Origin of the sequence: Clostridium sp. 1001283B150210_160208_E6, assembly GCF_015669365.1 — a bacterium.
Classification (GTDB): domain Bacteria; phylum Bacillota; class Clostridia; order Clostridiales; family Clostridiaceae; genus Clostridium; species Clostridium paraputrificum.
Genome location: NZ_JADPAA010000007.1, coordinates 14858 through 32198 on the forward strand (window position 1 = coordinate 14858; position 17341 = coordinate 32198).

The 17341-nt window shown below is 30.4% G+C and carries 9 protein-coding genes; all 9 read right to left on the bottom strand.

What is annotated here, in order from left to right; genetic code table 11:
• Positions 1-151: 151 nt before the first annotated feature.
• The 9 genes from I4V16_RS09080 to I4V16_RS09120 all read right to left on the bottom strand — a co-directional run bounded on the left by I4V16_RS09080 (position 152) and on the right by I4V16_RS09120 (position 17258).
• Complete coding sequence (locus tag I4V16_RS09080; protein WP_195966650.1) at positions 152-448, bottom strand: YciI family protein; 297 nt, start codon at positions 446-448, stop codon at positions 152-154.
• Positions 449-471: 23 nt separating this feature from the next.
• On the bottom strand, positions 472-1236 hold the full coding sequence (gene gpmA, locus I4V16_RS09085; RefSeq protein ID WP_195966651.1) for a 2,3-diphosphoglycerate-dependent phosphoglycerate mutase: 765 nt from the start codon (positions 1234-1236) through the stop codon (positions 472-474).
• 16 nt (positions 1237-1252) lie between these two features.
• Positions 1253-2032 (bottom strand): ZIP family metal transporter, encoded by a 780-nt coding sequence (locus I4V16_RS09090; protein WP_195966652.1) that lies wholly within the window; start codon positions 2030-2032, stop codon positions 1253-1255.
• 251 nt (positions 2033-2283) lie between these two features.
• A complete protein-coding gene (locus I4V16_RS09095) occupies positions 2284-3060 on the bottom strand; it encodes a class I SAM-dependent methyltransferase (protein WP_195966653.1) in 777 nt (258 codons plus the stop codon).
• Positions 3061-3129: 69 nt separating this feature from the next.
• Positions 3130-3717 (bottom strand): histidine phosphatase family protein, encoded by a 588-nt coding sequence (locus I4V16_RS09100; RefSeq protein WP_195966654.1) that lies wholly within the window; start codon positions 3715-3717, stop codon positions 3130-3132.
• 112 nt (positions 3718-3829) lie between these two features.
• Entirely contained in the window at positions 3830-6289 is a 2460-nt protein-coding gene (gene recQ, locus I4V16_RS09105) for a DNA helicase RecQ (protein ID WP_195966655.1), read from the bottom strand.
• Positions 6290-6432: 143 nt separating this feature from the next.
• Positions 6433-6888, bottom strand: a complete 456-nt coding sequence (locus I4V16_RS09110; protein WP_049178088.1) for a thioredoxin family protein — start codon at positions 6886-6888, stop codon at positions 6433-6435.
• 55 nt (positions 6889-6943) lie between these two features.
• Positions 6944-11578 (bottom strand): beta-N-acetylglucosaminidase domain-containing protein, encoded by a 4635-nt coding sequence (locus I4V16_RS09115; protein WP_195963557.1) that lies wholly within the window; start codon positions 11576-11578, stop codon positions 6944-6946.
• Between the two features lie 457 nt (positions 11579-12035).
• Positions 12036-17258, bottom strand: a complete 5223-nt coding sequence (locus tag I4V16_RS09120; RefSeq protein WP_195966656.1) for a discoidin domain-containing protein — start codon at positions 17256-17258, stop codon at positions 12036-12038.
• Between the last annotated feature and the right edge of the window lie 83 nt (positions 17259-17341).

Genomic DNA, 17341 nt, shown 5'->3' on the forward strand with positions numbered 1-17341 from the left:
ATTATTCCAATTTAGAATATTTAATAGTTATCCCAGAAAAAGAATTCCAATTATAATCATAATTATAATAAAAAATATCGTATATTCTATTTTGAATAATACGATATTTCTATAAGGTAATAACAATCTATTCTTTTAATATTTTTGCATATTATTTGCTAAACCATTCATTAGGCAATTGGTTGAAATAATGAACTGAAAATTCTATAACATTATAATCTTGTAGACCAAAAACCTTAAAAGGTTCTTCAGACAAATACTTCTCTACATCTTCACTAGATTCTGCCTTCATAACAAATATTCCACCACTCATATCATCTTTTAATCCAGACATTAATATTAATCCTTTATCCATTGCTTTTTGAGTATAAGCCATATGTTTTTTCATAATATCATCATTTATTGGGCTAGAATCTTTAAGCATACCTTCAACAATAAAATATTTCATTTGCTCCCATCCTCCTATAACTATTATACGGTCTCTATTTCCTTATTTTTAATACTTCCCTGATTTAATACACTATTAGTCTTTTTTGCAATTTCCTCTTCATCACCTAAATAGTGCTTTTCTATAACCCTAAAATCATCATCAAATTCATATACTAATGGAGTGCCTGTAGGTATATTTACTTCTAATATTTCCTCTTCTGAAAGATTTTCAAAATATTTTACTAGTGACCTTATTGAATTACCATGTGCTACAATTAATACTCTTCTACCTGATAGCATGTCCTTTTTTATAACATTATTAAAATAAGGAACAACTCTATTTATTGTGTCTTCTAAACTTTCACAAAGAGGCAATTCGTCCCTATTTATACCACTATATTGTACTTGCTTTTTAGGATTCTGATTGCTTGTCTCATCTAAAACTGGAGGTCTTACAGAAAATGACCTTCTCCATATTTTAACTTGCTTTTCTCCATATTTCTTAGCAGTCTCAGCTTTGTTTAATCCTTGCAATGCACCATAATGCCTTTCATTTAATTTGTATGATTTAATAACAGGAAGCCAATCTCTATTCATTTCTTCTAATACCAAATTTAAAGTATGGATAGCTCTCTTTAAATACGAAGTATAACAAACATCAAAATCAATTTCTTCTTCATTTAAAGCTTTTCCGGCTAATCTTGCTTCTATTTTTCCTTCTGGAGATAAATCTACATCACTCCACCCTGTAAATAAGTTTAATTTATTCCATTCACTTTCTCCATGTCTTATAATAACCAATCTCATAGCTTACCCTCCTTATCTATGATAATGCTACATCTAAAATCATCATAATTACAAACCCTATAGAAAAAGCTATTGCACTAATATCTGATGAATTTCCTTCTGCCGCTTCAGGAATTAACTCTTCAACTACAACAAATATCATTGCTCCTGCTGCAAAAGAAAGAAGATATGGCATTATAGGAGTAATAATACTAGAAAATGCTATTGTAATTGCTGCTCCTATAGGTTCTACTATGCCTGATAAAGCACCATAAAGAAATGCTTTATTTTTACTTAACCCTTCACTTTTAAGAGGCATTGATATTATTGCACCTTCAGGAAAATTCTGTATTGCTATTCCTATAGAAAGTGCAAAAGCAGAAGTAAGAGTTATTGTATCTCCCCCATTTAGGATTGATGCAAAAACAACTCCCACAGCCATCCCCTCTGGAATATTATGAAGTACTACTGCTAATACAAGCTTTGTAGTCTTCTTTAAGCTATATTTATTTGTACCTTCTGGTTTATCACTATCTACATGAAGATGTGGAATTACCTTATCTAAAGAAAATAAAAATAGAATCCCACTCATTACTCCAACCGCTGCTGGCACGAAAGAGAGCTTCCCCATTCCACTAGACATATCTATTGCAGGAATAATTAATGACCATACTGACGCTGCCATCATAACGCCAGAAGCAAATCCAAGAAGTATTTTATTAATCTTTTTATTCATTTCCTTCTTCATGGCATAAACACCGGCTGCACCTAATGCTGTACCTAAGAGCGGAATTAAAATTCCTATTAAAACATTCATTTCCTTCTCCCCCTTTATATAAAATGAATCTTACTTGCATTTATTAACCAATAATTTCTATTAATTAATATTTTATATCATTTTCTCCTGTTTATCAAGTATTTAACCTATTATATTTTACATTAATGTATATATTTAGAAATTCACTGCAAACCCAAAATTGTTGAAGTTATCCACAAATTAATAATAACCATAATATCCAAAAGAATAAAAAATGACAGTACTTTTTTATACTGTCATTTTATAAGATCTTATTCTTTTCTTAAAATATCTAATGTATGAGCACTTGCTCCTAGTAAATCCGCTCTTTCACAAGTTGAAAGGTGGTACTCAATAAAAAGCTTATATGTTTCTTCATCCATAGAATTTAAAATTGGACGCATATAGTTAGCTGGACCGTCAGCAGAGATTAGCTTTATTCTTTTTACTCCTGCACCTTCATTAACTTTATCAATATCTTCAATTCTTACATAATCATATAAATCTTCTGGCTCTGATATAACATGAAAATCTTTGCTCACCTTCCCCTTCGCAATAGACTCTTTTATATGGTTTTCCTTAAATCCATATGTTAATATGCTATATTCATTCATACAATAAGCTACTAAGATAACTCCGCCAACCTTTGTTACTCTCTTAGCTTCTTGTAGCGCTTTTATTTTGTCCTCAATTGTATATAAATGATACATTGGTCCAAACACTAAAGTCATATCAAAGGTATTTTCTGAGAACCTTGATAGGTCTAATGCAGTTCCTTGATAAGCCTTTACAGTACTTCCTTTTGACTTTAAAACACCTAAATTATGCTTTACAAGTTCCACTGCTGTAACATCATATCCTTCGTTAGCTAGTTGAACAGAATATCTTCCAGTCCCTGCACCTACATCTAGAATCTTGGCATTCTCATTTTCCTTTAGATATTCATGAATATACTTCATAGATGTTATATATTCCACTTGTCCATGCTTTCTAGTTAATCTTTTATCTTCGCAAAATTTATTATAGTACTTCTCTAATTCTACTGTCATATCATCATGTCCCTCATTTATAATATTTAGAAATTACAATCTATAGTGGCTCTTAATTTCTAAGAAATATTATACTACATTTTTCAAAGGATCAATAACTTCTATAAATTTAAACTCATTATCTTCAAATTCGAACTTTAAAATACAACAATTAGTAAAATGTATTTTGTCCCTCTTAGAAAGATCTTCCCATTTTCTTAAGAACATGAAACATGCACCACCATGACTTACAGCTAGTACAGTTTCATGATCTTCCTTATTCATAATTTCTGTAAGAGTTTTATTCATTCTTTTTTGAACTTCTAAATCTTCTTCACCATTATACTGAACAAAAAAATCTCCATAGGTTCCACCTTTTTTATTCTTAGGATTCAAATCCTCACTTTCCCCTTCAAAAGTTCCAAAATTCCATTCTTTTAACCCTTTAAGTCTAACATATTCCATGTCTGTAATTATCTCTAATGTATCACATGCTCTTTCTTGAGTTGATGAATATGCATGATCAAATTCTATACCATTTTCCTTAAAATAATTCTTGGCTAAGGTTGCTTGTCTAATCCCTTCTTGTGTCAACGGCGAATCACAAGCCCCTTGAACCTTTCTTCTTAAATTAAATAAGGTTTGTCCATGTCTCATTAAATAAAGTGTTTTCTTCATTGTAACCTCCCAATATTAAATATAAATTACTATAATTTTACTACTTGGAGTGAACTCTAAGTCAATACTCCAAAATACAACAGCCAATGATATTTTTATCATTGGCCTATAATTATTCTTGCATAATTTTTCTTTTCAATATTACAGCTCTAATACACTCATATTTAATATAATCTGGTAAAGCTTTTTTAATAACTTGAATTTTATTTATTCCATGTTTATTTATAGCATTTAATATTATTTCTTCATCCTCTTTATTGTAATATTTATCTAAATCTATTTTTATACTACTATCCCCAGTAGACTTTATATAATCTGTAACATATCCAAGAATTGTTGAAATTGATATTTCCATATCTTCTGATACACTTTCTATTTCTTCACCCATATTAAGTCTATCTAAGGTTATCTCTGATGCACTTCTAGTTTCTCCATCTATAATAAGCTTCTTTCTCTTCTTCTCTTTCCAAGTAGGATTAAGGCCCTTTTCAATAATATAATTATCTACTTCTTCAATTATTGAATCACCATATTCCTCTATTTTCTTTGGCCCAATTCCTCCTATATCCTTAAGCTTATCTAGGGTATTAGGATAACGTCCACTTATCTCTTTCAAGGTATTTTTGCTTAAAATCATTGATACAGGAAGATTTAACTTATTTGCAAAGCCTTCTCTTAATTTAATAAGTCTTTCTAATAATTCTTTATCACTATTAACTTCAAAATAATCATCTTCTATTTCCTCAGGTTCTTTATTATCTATAGCTACTTCCTTTTTTATATTATTATCAATAACATACTCCTTAATAATTTCTATAAATCTTTCTCCATATCTTTCATACTTAATTTCTCCAACACCAGATACCTTAAGCATTTCCTCTTTATCTATAGGATACTTAACACTCATCTCTCTTAAAGTTCCATCACCAAATATCATATATGGAGCCTTCTTTTCTTCCTGTGCTATTTCACGTCTCAATGAAGATAACTTATCAAATAAATCATTAATTTCTACTCTATTACTTTCAATATTAACATCCTTTAATAGAACTTTAATTTCTCCTTTTACAACCTTATAAGATAAATTATTTAGAGCAACTGTAGAAAACTCCTCATTTACTTCTAAATATCCATGGGCAATTAAAATGTTAATAAACTCTTTTAAACCATCACTAGAGTATTCTTTCATTATTCCATAAGTACTTAATTCATTAAATCCTAGATTTAAAAGTTTTTTATTCTTAGAACCTCTAAGAACATCTACTATCATACCAACTCCAAAGCTTCTTTTCATTTTATGAATACAGGATATAACTTTTTGAGCATCTATAGTTTTGTCCCTAACTTCACCTTTATTTAAACAGTTACTGCAATTATCACATTCACCTTCATAGGTATCACCAAAATAATTCAAAATATATTTTCTATAGCAACTATTTATATAAACTAAACTCATCATTTGTTGAAGCTTTTTATATTGTTTATTCTTTCTTAGAGGGTCTTCAGTACTTACTTCAATTAAATACTTTTGAGTAATAACGTCTGCTGGTGAAAAAAGCATAACACACTCACTTGGTTCACCATCTCTACCAGCTCTTCCTATCTCTTGATAATACCCTTCAATATTCTTAGGCATATTATAATGAATAACATATCTTATGTTAGGCTTATCAATACCCATTCCAAAAGCATTTGTTGCAACTATTATATTAGTATCATCATTTATAAACTCTTCCTGACTTTTTATTCTTTCATCATTTGATAACCCAGCATGATATTTTCCAACACTAATCTTGTTTTTCTTTAATAAGTCATAAATACTCTCAACTTCTTTTCTTGTAGCAGCATATATTATCCCTGAATCTTTAGGATTATTTTTAATGTAGTTAACTAAAAACTTCTTTTTATCTGAACCCTTAACAATATTTATTCTTAAATTCTCTCTATCAAATCCAGTAACAAATATCTTAGGTTCCCTAAGTTTTAATAAATTTACAATATCATTTCTTACCTCTTCAGATGCTGTAGCTGTAAATGCTGTTATTATTGGTCTTTCTATAAGCTTATCAATAAATGTTGCAATTCCTTTATAACTAACCCTAAAATCATGTCCCCATTGAGACACACAGTGCGCTTCATCAATAGCCACTTGAGCTATCTTCATTTGAGTTATAACTGTAATAAATTCATTTGAGTTTAGTCTTTCAGGCGCAACGTATATAATTTTATATTTATTATTTACAATTCCATTTATAACCTCATTAAACTCATAGGTAGACAAAGAGCTATTTAAAAATGCAGAGTTAATACCTACTGAATTTAATGTATCTACTTGGTCTTTCATAAGAGATATAAGAGGTGAAATTACTATTGTTATCCAATCTAACATTAAGGCTGGAATTTGGTAACAAAGTGACTTCCCTCCCCCTGTTGGCATAATAGCAAGAGCATCATTTCCCTTTAATATCTCATCTATTATTTTTTCCTGTCCTCTTCTAAAACTCTTATATCCAAAGTATTTTTCTAATATTTCTAATTTATTAATCGCCAATGCTATTCTCCCTACTCTCATACTGTGTATTATTTTAATTCATTTCCTCTTAACTTCTTATTATACTACTATACTTAAAATTAAAAAAATTGAGTGGATATTTGCTTATCCTATGACAAAAACTTAAGTCACAGAAAAAGAAATATCCACTCATACTAAACTATTTATATCTTACCATTAAACCACCCTTCTAACTCATCTACTCCTCCTAATGTATCATATCTATCCTTTTCAATATTTCCTTCAAAATAGATTATTGTTGGAACGCTTTCAACTTTTACTTCTTTTAATATTTCTTTCATTAATTCATTATTTTCATTTCTAGCCTTATCTGTATCAAATAAATATATTTTTTCTTGTGAATTCTTATCTAACACTTGCTCCAAATTTTTATCTAGTTGAAGACATCTATCACAGGTTTTTCTTGAAAAATATATTATTTTATCCTTATCTTCTTCTATTAAATTTGATATTTCAGATAGGGATACACTCTTAAAATTTAATTCTTCAGCAGTTTCTACATCCTGTGTTTCTTTTTTATTATTAATATCATTATTAGTGCATGCTATAACTCCAAATATTAAACATATAGATGCTGCTATAAAAATAAACTTCTTCATAACTATTCCTCCATTATGTACAAAAGAGGGATAATGTACTATCCCCCTTCTAATATTATTTTACCGTCTTTTTCTTTCTAAAGTATACACAAGCTATTCCTGCAATGATAGCTATTGATGCAAACAAAAGAACTTTACTTCCCTGTGTATCACCAGTCTTAACAGTTTCACCATCAGCATTATCCCCTGATGGATTTGAAGGTTTTGAAGGCTTAGCTGGCTCTTCTTTAACTTCTAAATTATCAATTGCTTTATTTAAATCTTCTAAAGCTTTATTAACTTCATCTTGAGTTGAAACTTCATTTGCTAAAACTTTTTTTGCATTATCTAACATCTCTTTAAGTGCTTGTATAGTTTCTTCTGTATATTCTACATTGCTTTCAATAATAGAATTTGCTCTATTAATTACATCCACTAAATCCTTAATATTAACTAATTCTGTAATTGAATTTATTAAATTTAATTTAGCATTATCTATATCATCTTGAGATACACTTGCTAAGTCGTTTAATATATCTTTTGCTTTTTCTAATGCTTCTATAAATTTACCATAACTTGCTTTTGTGTAATTTTCTTCTACATATTTATTAGAAGATGCCACTAATTCTTCTAAATCAGTTATATCAGGAACGTTATAGTCATTTATTGTTACTATTTCATATATAGTAGGAGCTATACCTTGCCAATCAATCCTAATTTCAAAAATATTATCATACTTACTATTTACAAGTTCAGTTAAGCTTTTATTTAAAATTCCAAGCTCATTCCAAATAGCTTCTCCATATTCATTATATCCTGTTCTAACCATAACCTTTGCATTTGATATAGAATTTCCACCTTGAACAATATTTATCTTCTTAACATCAGTTTTTTCAGATAAACGATAAGTTAAGCTTCCTGATTTTATTTTATCATTATTTGTATTTGGCTTATATACTGTAGTTAAATCTCCATCGTTAATATTTCTTGGTGCAAACCCTTCTAACTCTATTGGATCTGATATATAAGTTGGGTCATTAATAGTTGGAATATACTCGCCATCATTTATTAAAATTTCACTTATTTTAACCCATCTATACTTATAATCTGCAGTAAACAATATTCTTAAATATCTAGCTTCTTTAGTTGTATCCAACTCTCTCCTTACAAAAGCATGAGAAATTGGTACTATTGTTGTACTATCTCCATGAGAATATCCAGCTTCAACTGGTTTAGAGTTTATATCACTATTATCATTCTCTTTTCCATCACCAATAGTAATTACATCTGTCCAACTTTCACCATCATTAGATATTTGGAACTTAGCATCTCTTAAATAATCTTTTTCTGTATCTAGCACAGCATAAGTAAGGTTTTTCACATTAATTGTTTGACCTAAATCAAATACTATACTTCCATCTTTTATTGGTGATGCATCAAATGATGCTGATGTACTAAAGTTTTTATCAAATATACTTCTAACTTTACCATTAATTTTAGTAAATGCTGATTCTAAAGATGGTTCATATATTTCATTAGATTTAACTTCAAATTTATTTAAACTAAACGTTACATCCTTACTAGCTAATAATCTTACATATCTAGCATCCTGTAGTTTACTATTATCATTGATTTTGATATTGGTCCACTCTACTCCATTCATAGATGTTTGTAAACTTAATCCATCTTCATTTGATACCTCTACTAAAATTTCACTTAAATCTTTAATTCTATTCAATTTAATTCCTATATATTCGTTTGCATGTAATATTATATTTTCTTTTGGATTTAATTTAGTTAACTCCTCATTTTCAAAAGTTGATAAAAGCTCTAAATTAGTATTAGTATAAACATTTTTTGTTGATGCATCTGCACCATGCTTTTCAACACTGATTTCTGATAATATTATCCACTTATGAAGGTCTACTTCATTAGTTAATCTAATATATCTAGCTTCTTTTCCATCAAAGTTTTCCTCAATAACATCTTGTCCAGAATCTTTACCAGTATATTCTTTAAATTTTGTCCAATTTAAATTATCTGTTGAATACTCTAGTTTATAACTAGTCCATTTATCAGCTGAACCATTTCTTCCAAGTACAAATCTAACCTCTCCCACTGGAACTACTTTTCCTAAATCAACTCCAACGAAATCTCCAGCATAAGTCATATCTCCATCATTAGTTTTATACCAAACATCTGTAGAATCATCACCATCAAATAAATCAGACTCACTACCCGAATGAATTCCATTCCAACTTGAAGTTTTTATTATAGTTGGATTAATATCTGGTTGTTCTACAATATTATCTTTATTAATTATAATATCTTTAATTCCAAACCAAGTATTTGTTCTCGGTTTAGTTGCAATAACACGAACCCCCATTGCATCTAAGTTTAATCCATCTATAGTAATTTTTTGTGGCATAGAATAAACTTTGCCTTGTTCTAAATCTAACCAAGTTTTTCCGTCTAATGTGTATTGAATCTTAGCTTCTTGCATTGTATCATTTTGATTTGAAATAGCTCCCAAGGAGAATTCTATATCTTTAATATTAATTACTTTATTATATTTAACTCCAATGTAAGTTCCTTCTGATATTGTATTTGGATTCTTGTAAACAACTTCTGTAGAAGGATTATTATCCAAAATATTATTTAAATCTCCTGTTGGAGTATCACTTCTATTAGTTATAACTGTAGTGATAACCTTAGATGGATCAACTATACCAGAAACTATTGGAGCTAAAAAAGATTGCATATTGTTTATAAATGGTACAATATGCTGAACTCCTACTTCTGCATATTCTGTATGGTCTACATAATTAAATCCATAAGTTTTTGATTCTTCAAAGGATGATTGAGCTTCTGAATAATGAGACCATAATTCACTTCTATTGCCTTCTTCATTTGCAATAATAGCTTTTAAGTATTCAATTGCTGCAGTTGTTGTGTCTTCCCAACAATTTAACCAATAAATTATTTGATCCCTTGTTTTTTTATTTCCTGGATTATTCTTATAATAATTAGCCGCATCTTTAAGCTTTGTAAATTCCTTTATTAATAGTAATGCATCATCTTTAACATTAACTCCAGAATCACACTTTTCCTTGAAAGCCTTTAATTTTGGTGCTAACTCAATAGATTCTTGTAATGCTGTAACACGATTGTCCATATTTTGATTAATCATGTGTTTACTTATTTCACGCAAAGCAGCTGAAGCCTCTGTTTCTATGGCTGTATTATGATCCATATATTTAAATGAATCATTCCAGTTCTTATCTGCTTGCTCCTTTGTATCCCATATATTCCATGAATAATCTGCAACTGCAAATAGAGCTGATTTATTTGCTTCTGATTGTTGCATTGGATTTAACATTATTCCTTCTATAAGTGTTGAATCAACACCTGGATGCAAGAACGTATCATTACCACCCATTATTAAATGACTCTTAGAGTTATCTGAACATGGCCAGTTAATCCAATAATATGGAGCTCTACCTGTGTTATTCTTAAATGTTTGAGAGAAATTTTGAGTCACTTCTCCCCAAACTCTTCCACCTGTTTGTACAAGTTGTACATTTTTTGGTGCTTCTTTTAAAGATGTAAACTCAACACCTGATCCATTTCCCATATAATCATAAGGAACATATGGTAATGTAGTTTTCATATCAGGATACTCAAGTCTTACTTCATTTTCTAACCAATTAGTTATGTCATTTACTAATCTAAGTCCTAGTTCTCCACCTGGATTAGCAAAATCATCCGCTAAGATGGCAACTTGTCTAACACCTTGATCAATAACTTGTTTAAGTTTAGATTTTAAATCCGCTAAATCCTTCTGATATCCAGCTTCATCTTTTCCTATTCCAAAAGCATCATTTCCTGGAAATGGGTGAATTCCATAAACAAATCTACATTTAGAAGCATTACCTGCATCTGCTAATTGTTTAATCCACTTAAGCTCATCTTCAGTATATAGCGAACGCCATTGAACTCTATGCTTTGGATCATCCTTTGGTGCATAAAAATAAGCATTTAACTTATAATATCCACCATAATTCATAAGATCTGATCTATCTTGAACTGACCAAGGATTTCCATAGTAACCTTCTATAAATCCACGAGTTACTACATTTGCATAATCTTCTATTTTGAAGTTTCTTATTTCATTATCAGTTACTTGATTAAATATATGATATAAAGTTGTTAATCCATAAAATGCAGAATCTGTATCTTTTCCAAGAACAGTAATAACATTATTATCAGATACTAAAAAATAAGAATCTGTTTTACTAAAAAGATTTTCTGTCGATAAGGCATATTTCTCTGCATACTTATCAACAGCTTCATCAGAACCATAAACCCCTACTAAAATATTCGTCTTACCATTTATAATTTGGTTTGTGTCTGAAACTTCATAAGAAATGCTATGAGCCTTTAGAATCTCATCTTCAAGTCTAGACTTAGTATAATTATCTATCCCTTTCTCATAAACAACGTTTACATCACTACCAAAATTAAAACTTCCCTCTTCATATTCTACACTCTGTGGTGAAGGATATATCTCATAGTCAGTATTAACCTTTTCAATAGCTGTTACTTTGGATGCACTAGTTTCAGCCGATACACTTATTGGACCTAGCATATTAGACAGTATCATAGCACCTGTAATCATTGCAGATAAATATCTTTTTGATTTTCTTATCATACCATTCTTCTCCTTCCTTTAATTTTTATGGGTTTACCTTCATCTCAATACTTGATTGTACTAGTATCATAGAGTAAAACTCTTACTTTAATCTTGTTTTTTCGTTTTAAAATTAACGCCTCCTTATTCTTATTTTACTCTTAGACAATACTATCTTCGAAAAGTTAGTATTGTTTAAGTATTTAGGCATAGCTTATTTGCACAGTACCTATAATAAAATTTATATCACACTTTACATTTTTTTACATTGCATAAATAAGTTAAAATTTTATACTTTTTATTTTGGACAAATATTCAATACTATAAAATCATATACCTTCTCTTAATAAAAAGAACCTCCTTATAATTCTTTTATTATAAGGAAGCTCTTTCTTATAACTTCTTATTCAATGATCATTTATTCAAGAAGTTTTTCTATTTCTTCTTAATAAACATAGCCTTACTACACTATTTAATCTTATTCCACTGTCTTTTTCTTTCTAAAATATACACCAGCTACTCCTGCAATAATAGCTAATGACCCAAATAAAAGAATCTTACTTCCTTGTGTATCACCAGTCTTAACAGTTTCACCATCACTACTATCCCCTGATGGATTTGATGGTTCTGAAGGTTTTGAAGGCTTGGATGACTCTTCTTTAACCTCTAATTTATCAATTGCTTTATTTAAATCCTCTAAAGCTTTATTAACTTCATTTTGACTTGAAGCCTCATTTGCTAAGACCTCTTTTGCTATTGATAATTTTTCATTAAATTCGCTTACAGATTTATCTGTATATTTAGCTAAATCTATAGCTTCTGCTTCTTTTATCTTATTTTCAAGAGCAGTTTTATCAACGCTTGGCTGTACTGGTTTTTCTTCAAGAGCTTTTATTGAGTCATTTAGTGACTGTAATGCATTATTTACAGCTTCTTGTGTTGCCTTTGCATCATCTCTTACAGCTTTTGCATCATTTAATTTTTCCTTAAATACATTTACAGTTTCATCTGTGTATTTACTTAAGTCTATAGCTTCTGCCTCTTTTATCTTATTTTCAAGAGCAGTTTTATCAACGCTTGGCTGTACTGGTTTTTCTTCAAGGCCTGCTATTGAGTCATTTAGTGACTGTAATGCATTATTTACGGCTTCTTGTGTTGCATCTACAGCATCTCTTATAGCTTTTGCATCATTCAATTTTTCCTTAAATACATTTACAGTTTCATCTGTGTATTTACTTAAGTCTATAGCTTCTGCTTCTTTTATCTTATTTTCAAGAGCTGTTTTATCAACACTTGGTTTTTCTGGTTCATTATTTGTCTTAGCAATAAATTCAACTTCTGCTACAGATAGCATTAATGGACCACTATGGGATTCTTCAAATACTACTTGAACCTTGCTTAATTCATTTATTGGATCTATATCGAATTTAACATAAGCTTCATTTGGCTCTACTGTCTTTGTTCCTAAATCATATTCAGTTCCATCGACACCAAATCCTTTTATAGATAACTTTTTAATTTTACCATTTGTATACTGTGGTCTATTAAATACTGTAATATTACTAATTGATTGTGGCTTATTAAATTTAAAATCTACTGATAAAGGTAGCTTCTTACCACTCTCTTCTGTATTGTTCCATATAAGTTCTGCTAAAGAGTCTTCACTAACTACTCCATCAATAAGCTTTCCAAATGCAGCATCTCCGCCTTGCATCATACTTCCATCACCAGAAACAGTCATATCTTCATTAGTCAATTTTATATATTCTGGCTTTTCTTCTGGAATCTCAGTATCTGGATCTAAAACAATTCCTTTCTTAGTAATAACATTAAAGCTTGTATCTACCAATAAAGAATCTGAAATTTCCATATCAAAAGTAATATCTTGTTTAGCTTTTAACTTAATCTTAGCTAATACATTGCTTCCATTTAAAGTTTTTCCATTTCCTTTATTAGAGAAGGCTGCAAATATACGTTGTTGTGGCTTTCCTACTCCTGCAAGTATTGAGTAATTAAGCATATTATCTGTTGCTTCTGTTGCACTAACAACAGTTGTGCCACAAGTTCCATCTGCATTACATTCTTTTACAACTTCATACTTATGAGGATCTAAAATCATCTCCAAGTTAAATGCATTAATATCTTGTAATCCTTGTCCTACTATTTCTACAGTAAACTCTTCTCCTGACTTTAGTTCCTTTTTACTTGGTCTTATATTTAATACGCCCTTCATTTCAATACCTGTTGGTACTAATGGAGACTCTCCAAGTTGTCCTGCTACATAAGCTAGGTCATAAGCATCTATTACACCATTGTAGTTTATATCAACCTTAGATACTTGCTCCCATGCTGTATCATCCTTATTAACACCCATATAACTTGCAAAGAATGTTAAATCATCATCATCAATTACGCCATTTGGTATATTTTCACCAACAACTTGACCTTTTGTTCCATCTACCATGTAAGGTCTAAATTCTTGAGCACTACCAAAACCACCTACAGCTTCCTTTATAGTTAGTTTTATATATCTAGCATAGACATTCTTACCAAAATCAACTGTTTTCACATCTGCACTTCTATCCCACTTGCCATCTTTAACTATATTCACATAAGTTTTTCCATCTAAACTTACATCTAAATCATACTTTGTAATAGTTCCATTACCTGAATCTTGTCTTGGTGTATACTCAAATTTATCTAATTGATATGCTAACTTCATGTCAATAGTAAATGTATGAGGTAAGACATTTCCAGTTCCCCATTCTGTATGCCATTGAGTATTATCCTTTCCATCAACAGCATTTTCAGGACCACTTCCTGGCTGATAACTATCTGCTGTTGCAGTCATATTTTTAGGAACATTTCTATATCTATCTAGTTTTGTTTTTACTGTTAATTCCTCACTCCACTCAGATGAACCCTTAGTATTTGTAGCTCTTACTCTATAAGTATGGGCTGTATCTTGAGTTAAATCCTTATGTGTAAAGAAAGGTTCTTCACCATTAGTATTGGTAAAAATATTACTATAAATAGTTCCATCTATCATTAAATCATATGAAACATTTTCTCCATTAACTTTATTCCAATTTAATGTTATAGCAGTATCAGTAATATTTTCATCTTGAGCCACTAAATTAGTTGGTACTGATGGTACTTCTGAATCAACTTCTTCTTTTATTTGAGTATTATCAAACCCATCTACATTTACTTCCACTGAATTCTTAGTTATATCTGTTTTGCCAACTTTAACATATAACTTCGGAGAAGTTATAATTTCTTGTTTAGCAAATTCTGAACCTTCTGTTGAATATTTATTTAAGTTTGGTTTTTCATTATAGAAGTATACATTTTCTCCATTATTATAATCTTCTTCAGATGTAACTGGAGTTAATTCTACATTTTTTCCTCCAACTTTTACAGTAACTTTTTCTGGTGCCTTACGAGTATTTATTATTACTTCTGTACCCCTATTAGCAACCATTCCTTCATAGCCTTTACCTTCTGCTTTATTTACGGTAACCTTTACTGATTCACCATTAACTTCTGAGGTAACTTTTGTTGTTGTGTTCTTCCCTTCCTTATAATCAATTGTTTTTCCGTCATCTTCATACATAGTAAATTCTGTAGATCCTGATGGATACACATCAAATATTCTATTTTCAGAACCATCAAGTTCATTAATTGAATTGTTTTCTGGAGCCATAGGAATTATTGCACCATTCTTAACAAATACAGGTGCTTTCCATAGTGGAGCATCAAAATTATTAATTACTTGTCCACCTTTATATTGTTCTCCAGTAAAATAATCAATCCAAATTTGGTCTTCATCAGGAAGATATATTCCATTTCTTACATTATTATTGTTATCTTCTTCGTTATATACAGGAGCAACTAATAAATTTGGCCCCCACATATATTGATACTGTGTTTGAGTACCGTAAGTATATGGATCATCTGGATATTCTAACATCATAGCTCTTACCATAGGTAAGCCAGTTTTTGATGATTCAGCTGCATTTGTATAAATATATGGCATCATTTCTGCCTTTAATTTTAAATACATTCTATTAATTGATGCGTATGGTTCTCCATAGTTCCAAGGAGTCTTCTTGTTACTAGTTCCTGCCCATCCATCCATATCAATTTGTATAGGTGTAAATGCTTTCCATTGGAAATCACGTGTTTGAATTACTGGTGCTCCACCAAATATTCCATCCATATCTGACCCTACGTTAGGGTTTCCTGATAATCCAGAACCAATATAAGTTGGAATATGCATTCTAATATATTCCCAATTTCCTCCATATTGGTCTCCAGACCATAATCCCGCATACCTTTGAGTTCCTGCCCATCCATCTAATGAAATTACAAATGGACGTGCACCGCCTGAATTTTCTTCTTTCTCAATACCTTCAGCTGCTTGCCTTGTAGCATTTAAAGCCATTGAATAACCATAGCCAACCCAAGCAACATCTGTTTTTATTGCTCTAACACCAGCTTTTACTTCACCATCTAAGTCACGACGTAATGGACTGTCTTCTGGTAAGCTTTCATCTGGATATAAATTACTTTGAGTCCATAATCCTACGTTAACGTTTTCTTCTTTGGCAGCATTCACAAACTTTTCTAAATTATCTAATCCACCATAACCACAACCATAGCCATCGTTTGGTAAGAACCATCCAAGAGGCATATCGTTTGTACCATAACTCTTAAGTGTATCTAATCCTTTACCTAAAAGCTCTCTATCATCCCCAAGTCCATTATGGGTACCATTAAAACAATCTGCATGTCCTAAATAGAATCCATACTCGGGCATCATTGCTGGTCTTCCTGTAAGTTCTGTGTAACTTTCAATTACATTTGGTACATTCCCCCCCACAAAATAGTATGCATCAAATCTTCCTTCATCATGGGATAAACTTGCTTCTTCAAAGAAATCATACTTTCCAGGCTTAAAAGTATTACGCATTACTCCATACCCTTCAGTACTTATATAAAATGGTGATGGACTTGATGCTGCACCTGCATCCCATCCTCCTCCAATTGCAATATTTATTGAAGTATTCTTATGAGAGAAATAACCATTTTGTTGCCCTCCACCATAGAAATACTCATCATTCTTAGTTTTTAATGTTTGTACTGTTTTTTTATCAGAATACATAAGTGGTTTTGCTTCTGACCAAACAACCTTATCATTTACCTTGTCATATAGTTCCATAATAGATGTTTCTTTATCTATTCTTAATTCAATTGAATTTGTAGATATTTTATAAACCTTGCTATCAGAATCATCAACATTTACATCAATAACCCCATATTCAGACTTATACTCATCTAACTCTTTATCAATTATTTTTGTAGTATGGTCTTCTGCATTAGGTGTTGGATACTCTTGGAATTCCCCTTTAGGATCCATGTATAATCTAAATACATTATCCTCTAAAAAGCTAATCCTTATAGATTCTCCAGTGGACAATTTAATATTTACTACATCTTTGTCCTTTTTAATTTCAGTAACTTTTCCTATAACCTCTAGCCCCAATCTTGATATTTCTGATTCTAATAATGCAATTGTTTCACTATTACTAGCAGCAGATACTATACTTGGTGGCACAAGTGTTACAGCCATACATATTGGTAAACATAATCCTGCAAGTCTTCTTAAAAAGTCATACCTATTTTTTCTTTTTAACACATAAACCTCCTCCTTAATTCTATATTCTAATACCTAATCCTCCCTCCTTAATTTTATATATTTTAAACATATATAATACTAGC

Excerpts from the sequence above, each read along its gene's own strand:
- I4V16_RS09080 (WP_195966650.1), bottom strand. The coding sequence starts at position 448 with ATGAAATATTTTATTGTTGAAGGTATGCTTAAAGATTCTAGCCCAATA.
- gpmA (WP_195966651.1), bottom strand. The coding sequence starts at position 1,236 with ATGAGATTGGTTATTATAAGACATGGAGAAAGTGAATGGAATAAATTA.
- I4V16_RS09115 (WP_195963557.1), bottom strand. The coding sequence starts at position 11,578 with ATGATAAGAAAATCAAAAAGATATTTATCTGCAATGATTACAGGTGCT.
- I4V16_RS09100 (WP_195966654.1), bottom strand. The coding sequence starts at position 3,717 with ATGAAGAAAACACTTTATTTAATGAGACATGGACAAACCTTATTTAAT.
- I4V16_RS09095 (WP_195966653.1), bottom strand. The coding sequence starts at position 3,060 with ATGACAGTAGAATTAGAGAAGTACTATAATAAATTTTGCGAAGATAAA.
- I4V16_RS09110 (WP_049178088.1), bottom strand. The coding sequence starts at position 6,888 with ATGAAGAAGTTTATTTTTATAGCAGCATCTATATGTTTAATATTTGGA.
- I4V16_RS09090 (WP_195966652.1), bottom strand. The coding sequence starts at position 2,032 with ATGAATGTTTTAATAGGAATTTTAATTCCGCTCTTAGGTACAGCATTA.
- recQ (WP_195966655.1), bottom strand. The coding sequence starts at position 6,289 with ATGAGAGTAGGGAGAATAGCATTGGCGATTAATAAATTAGAAATATTA.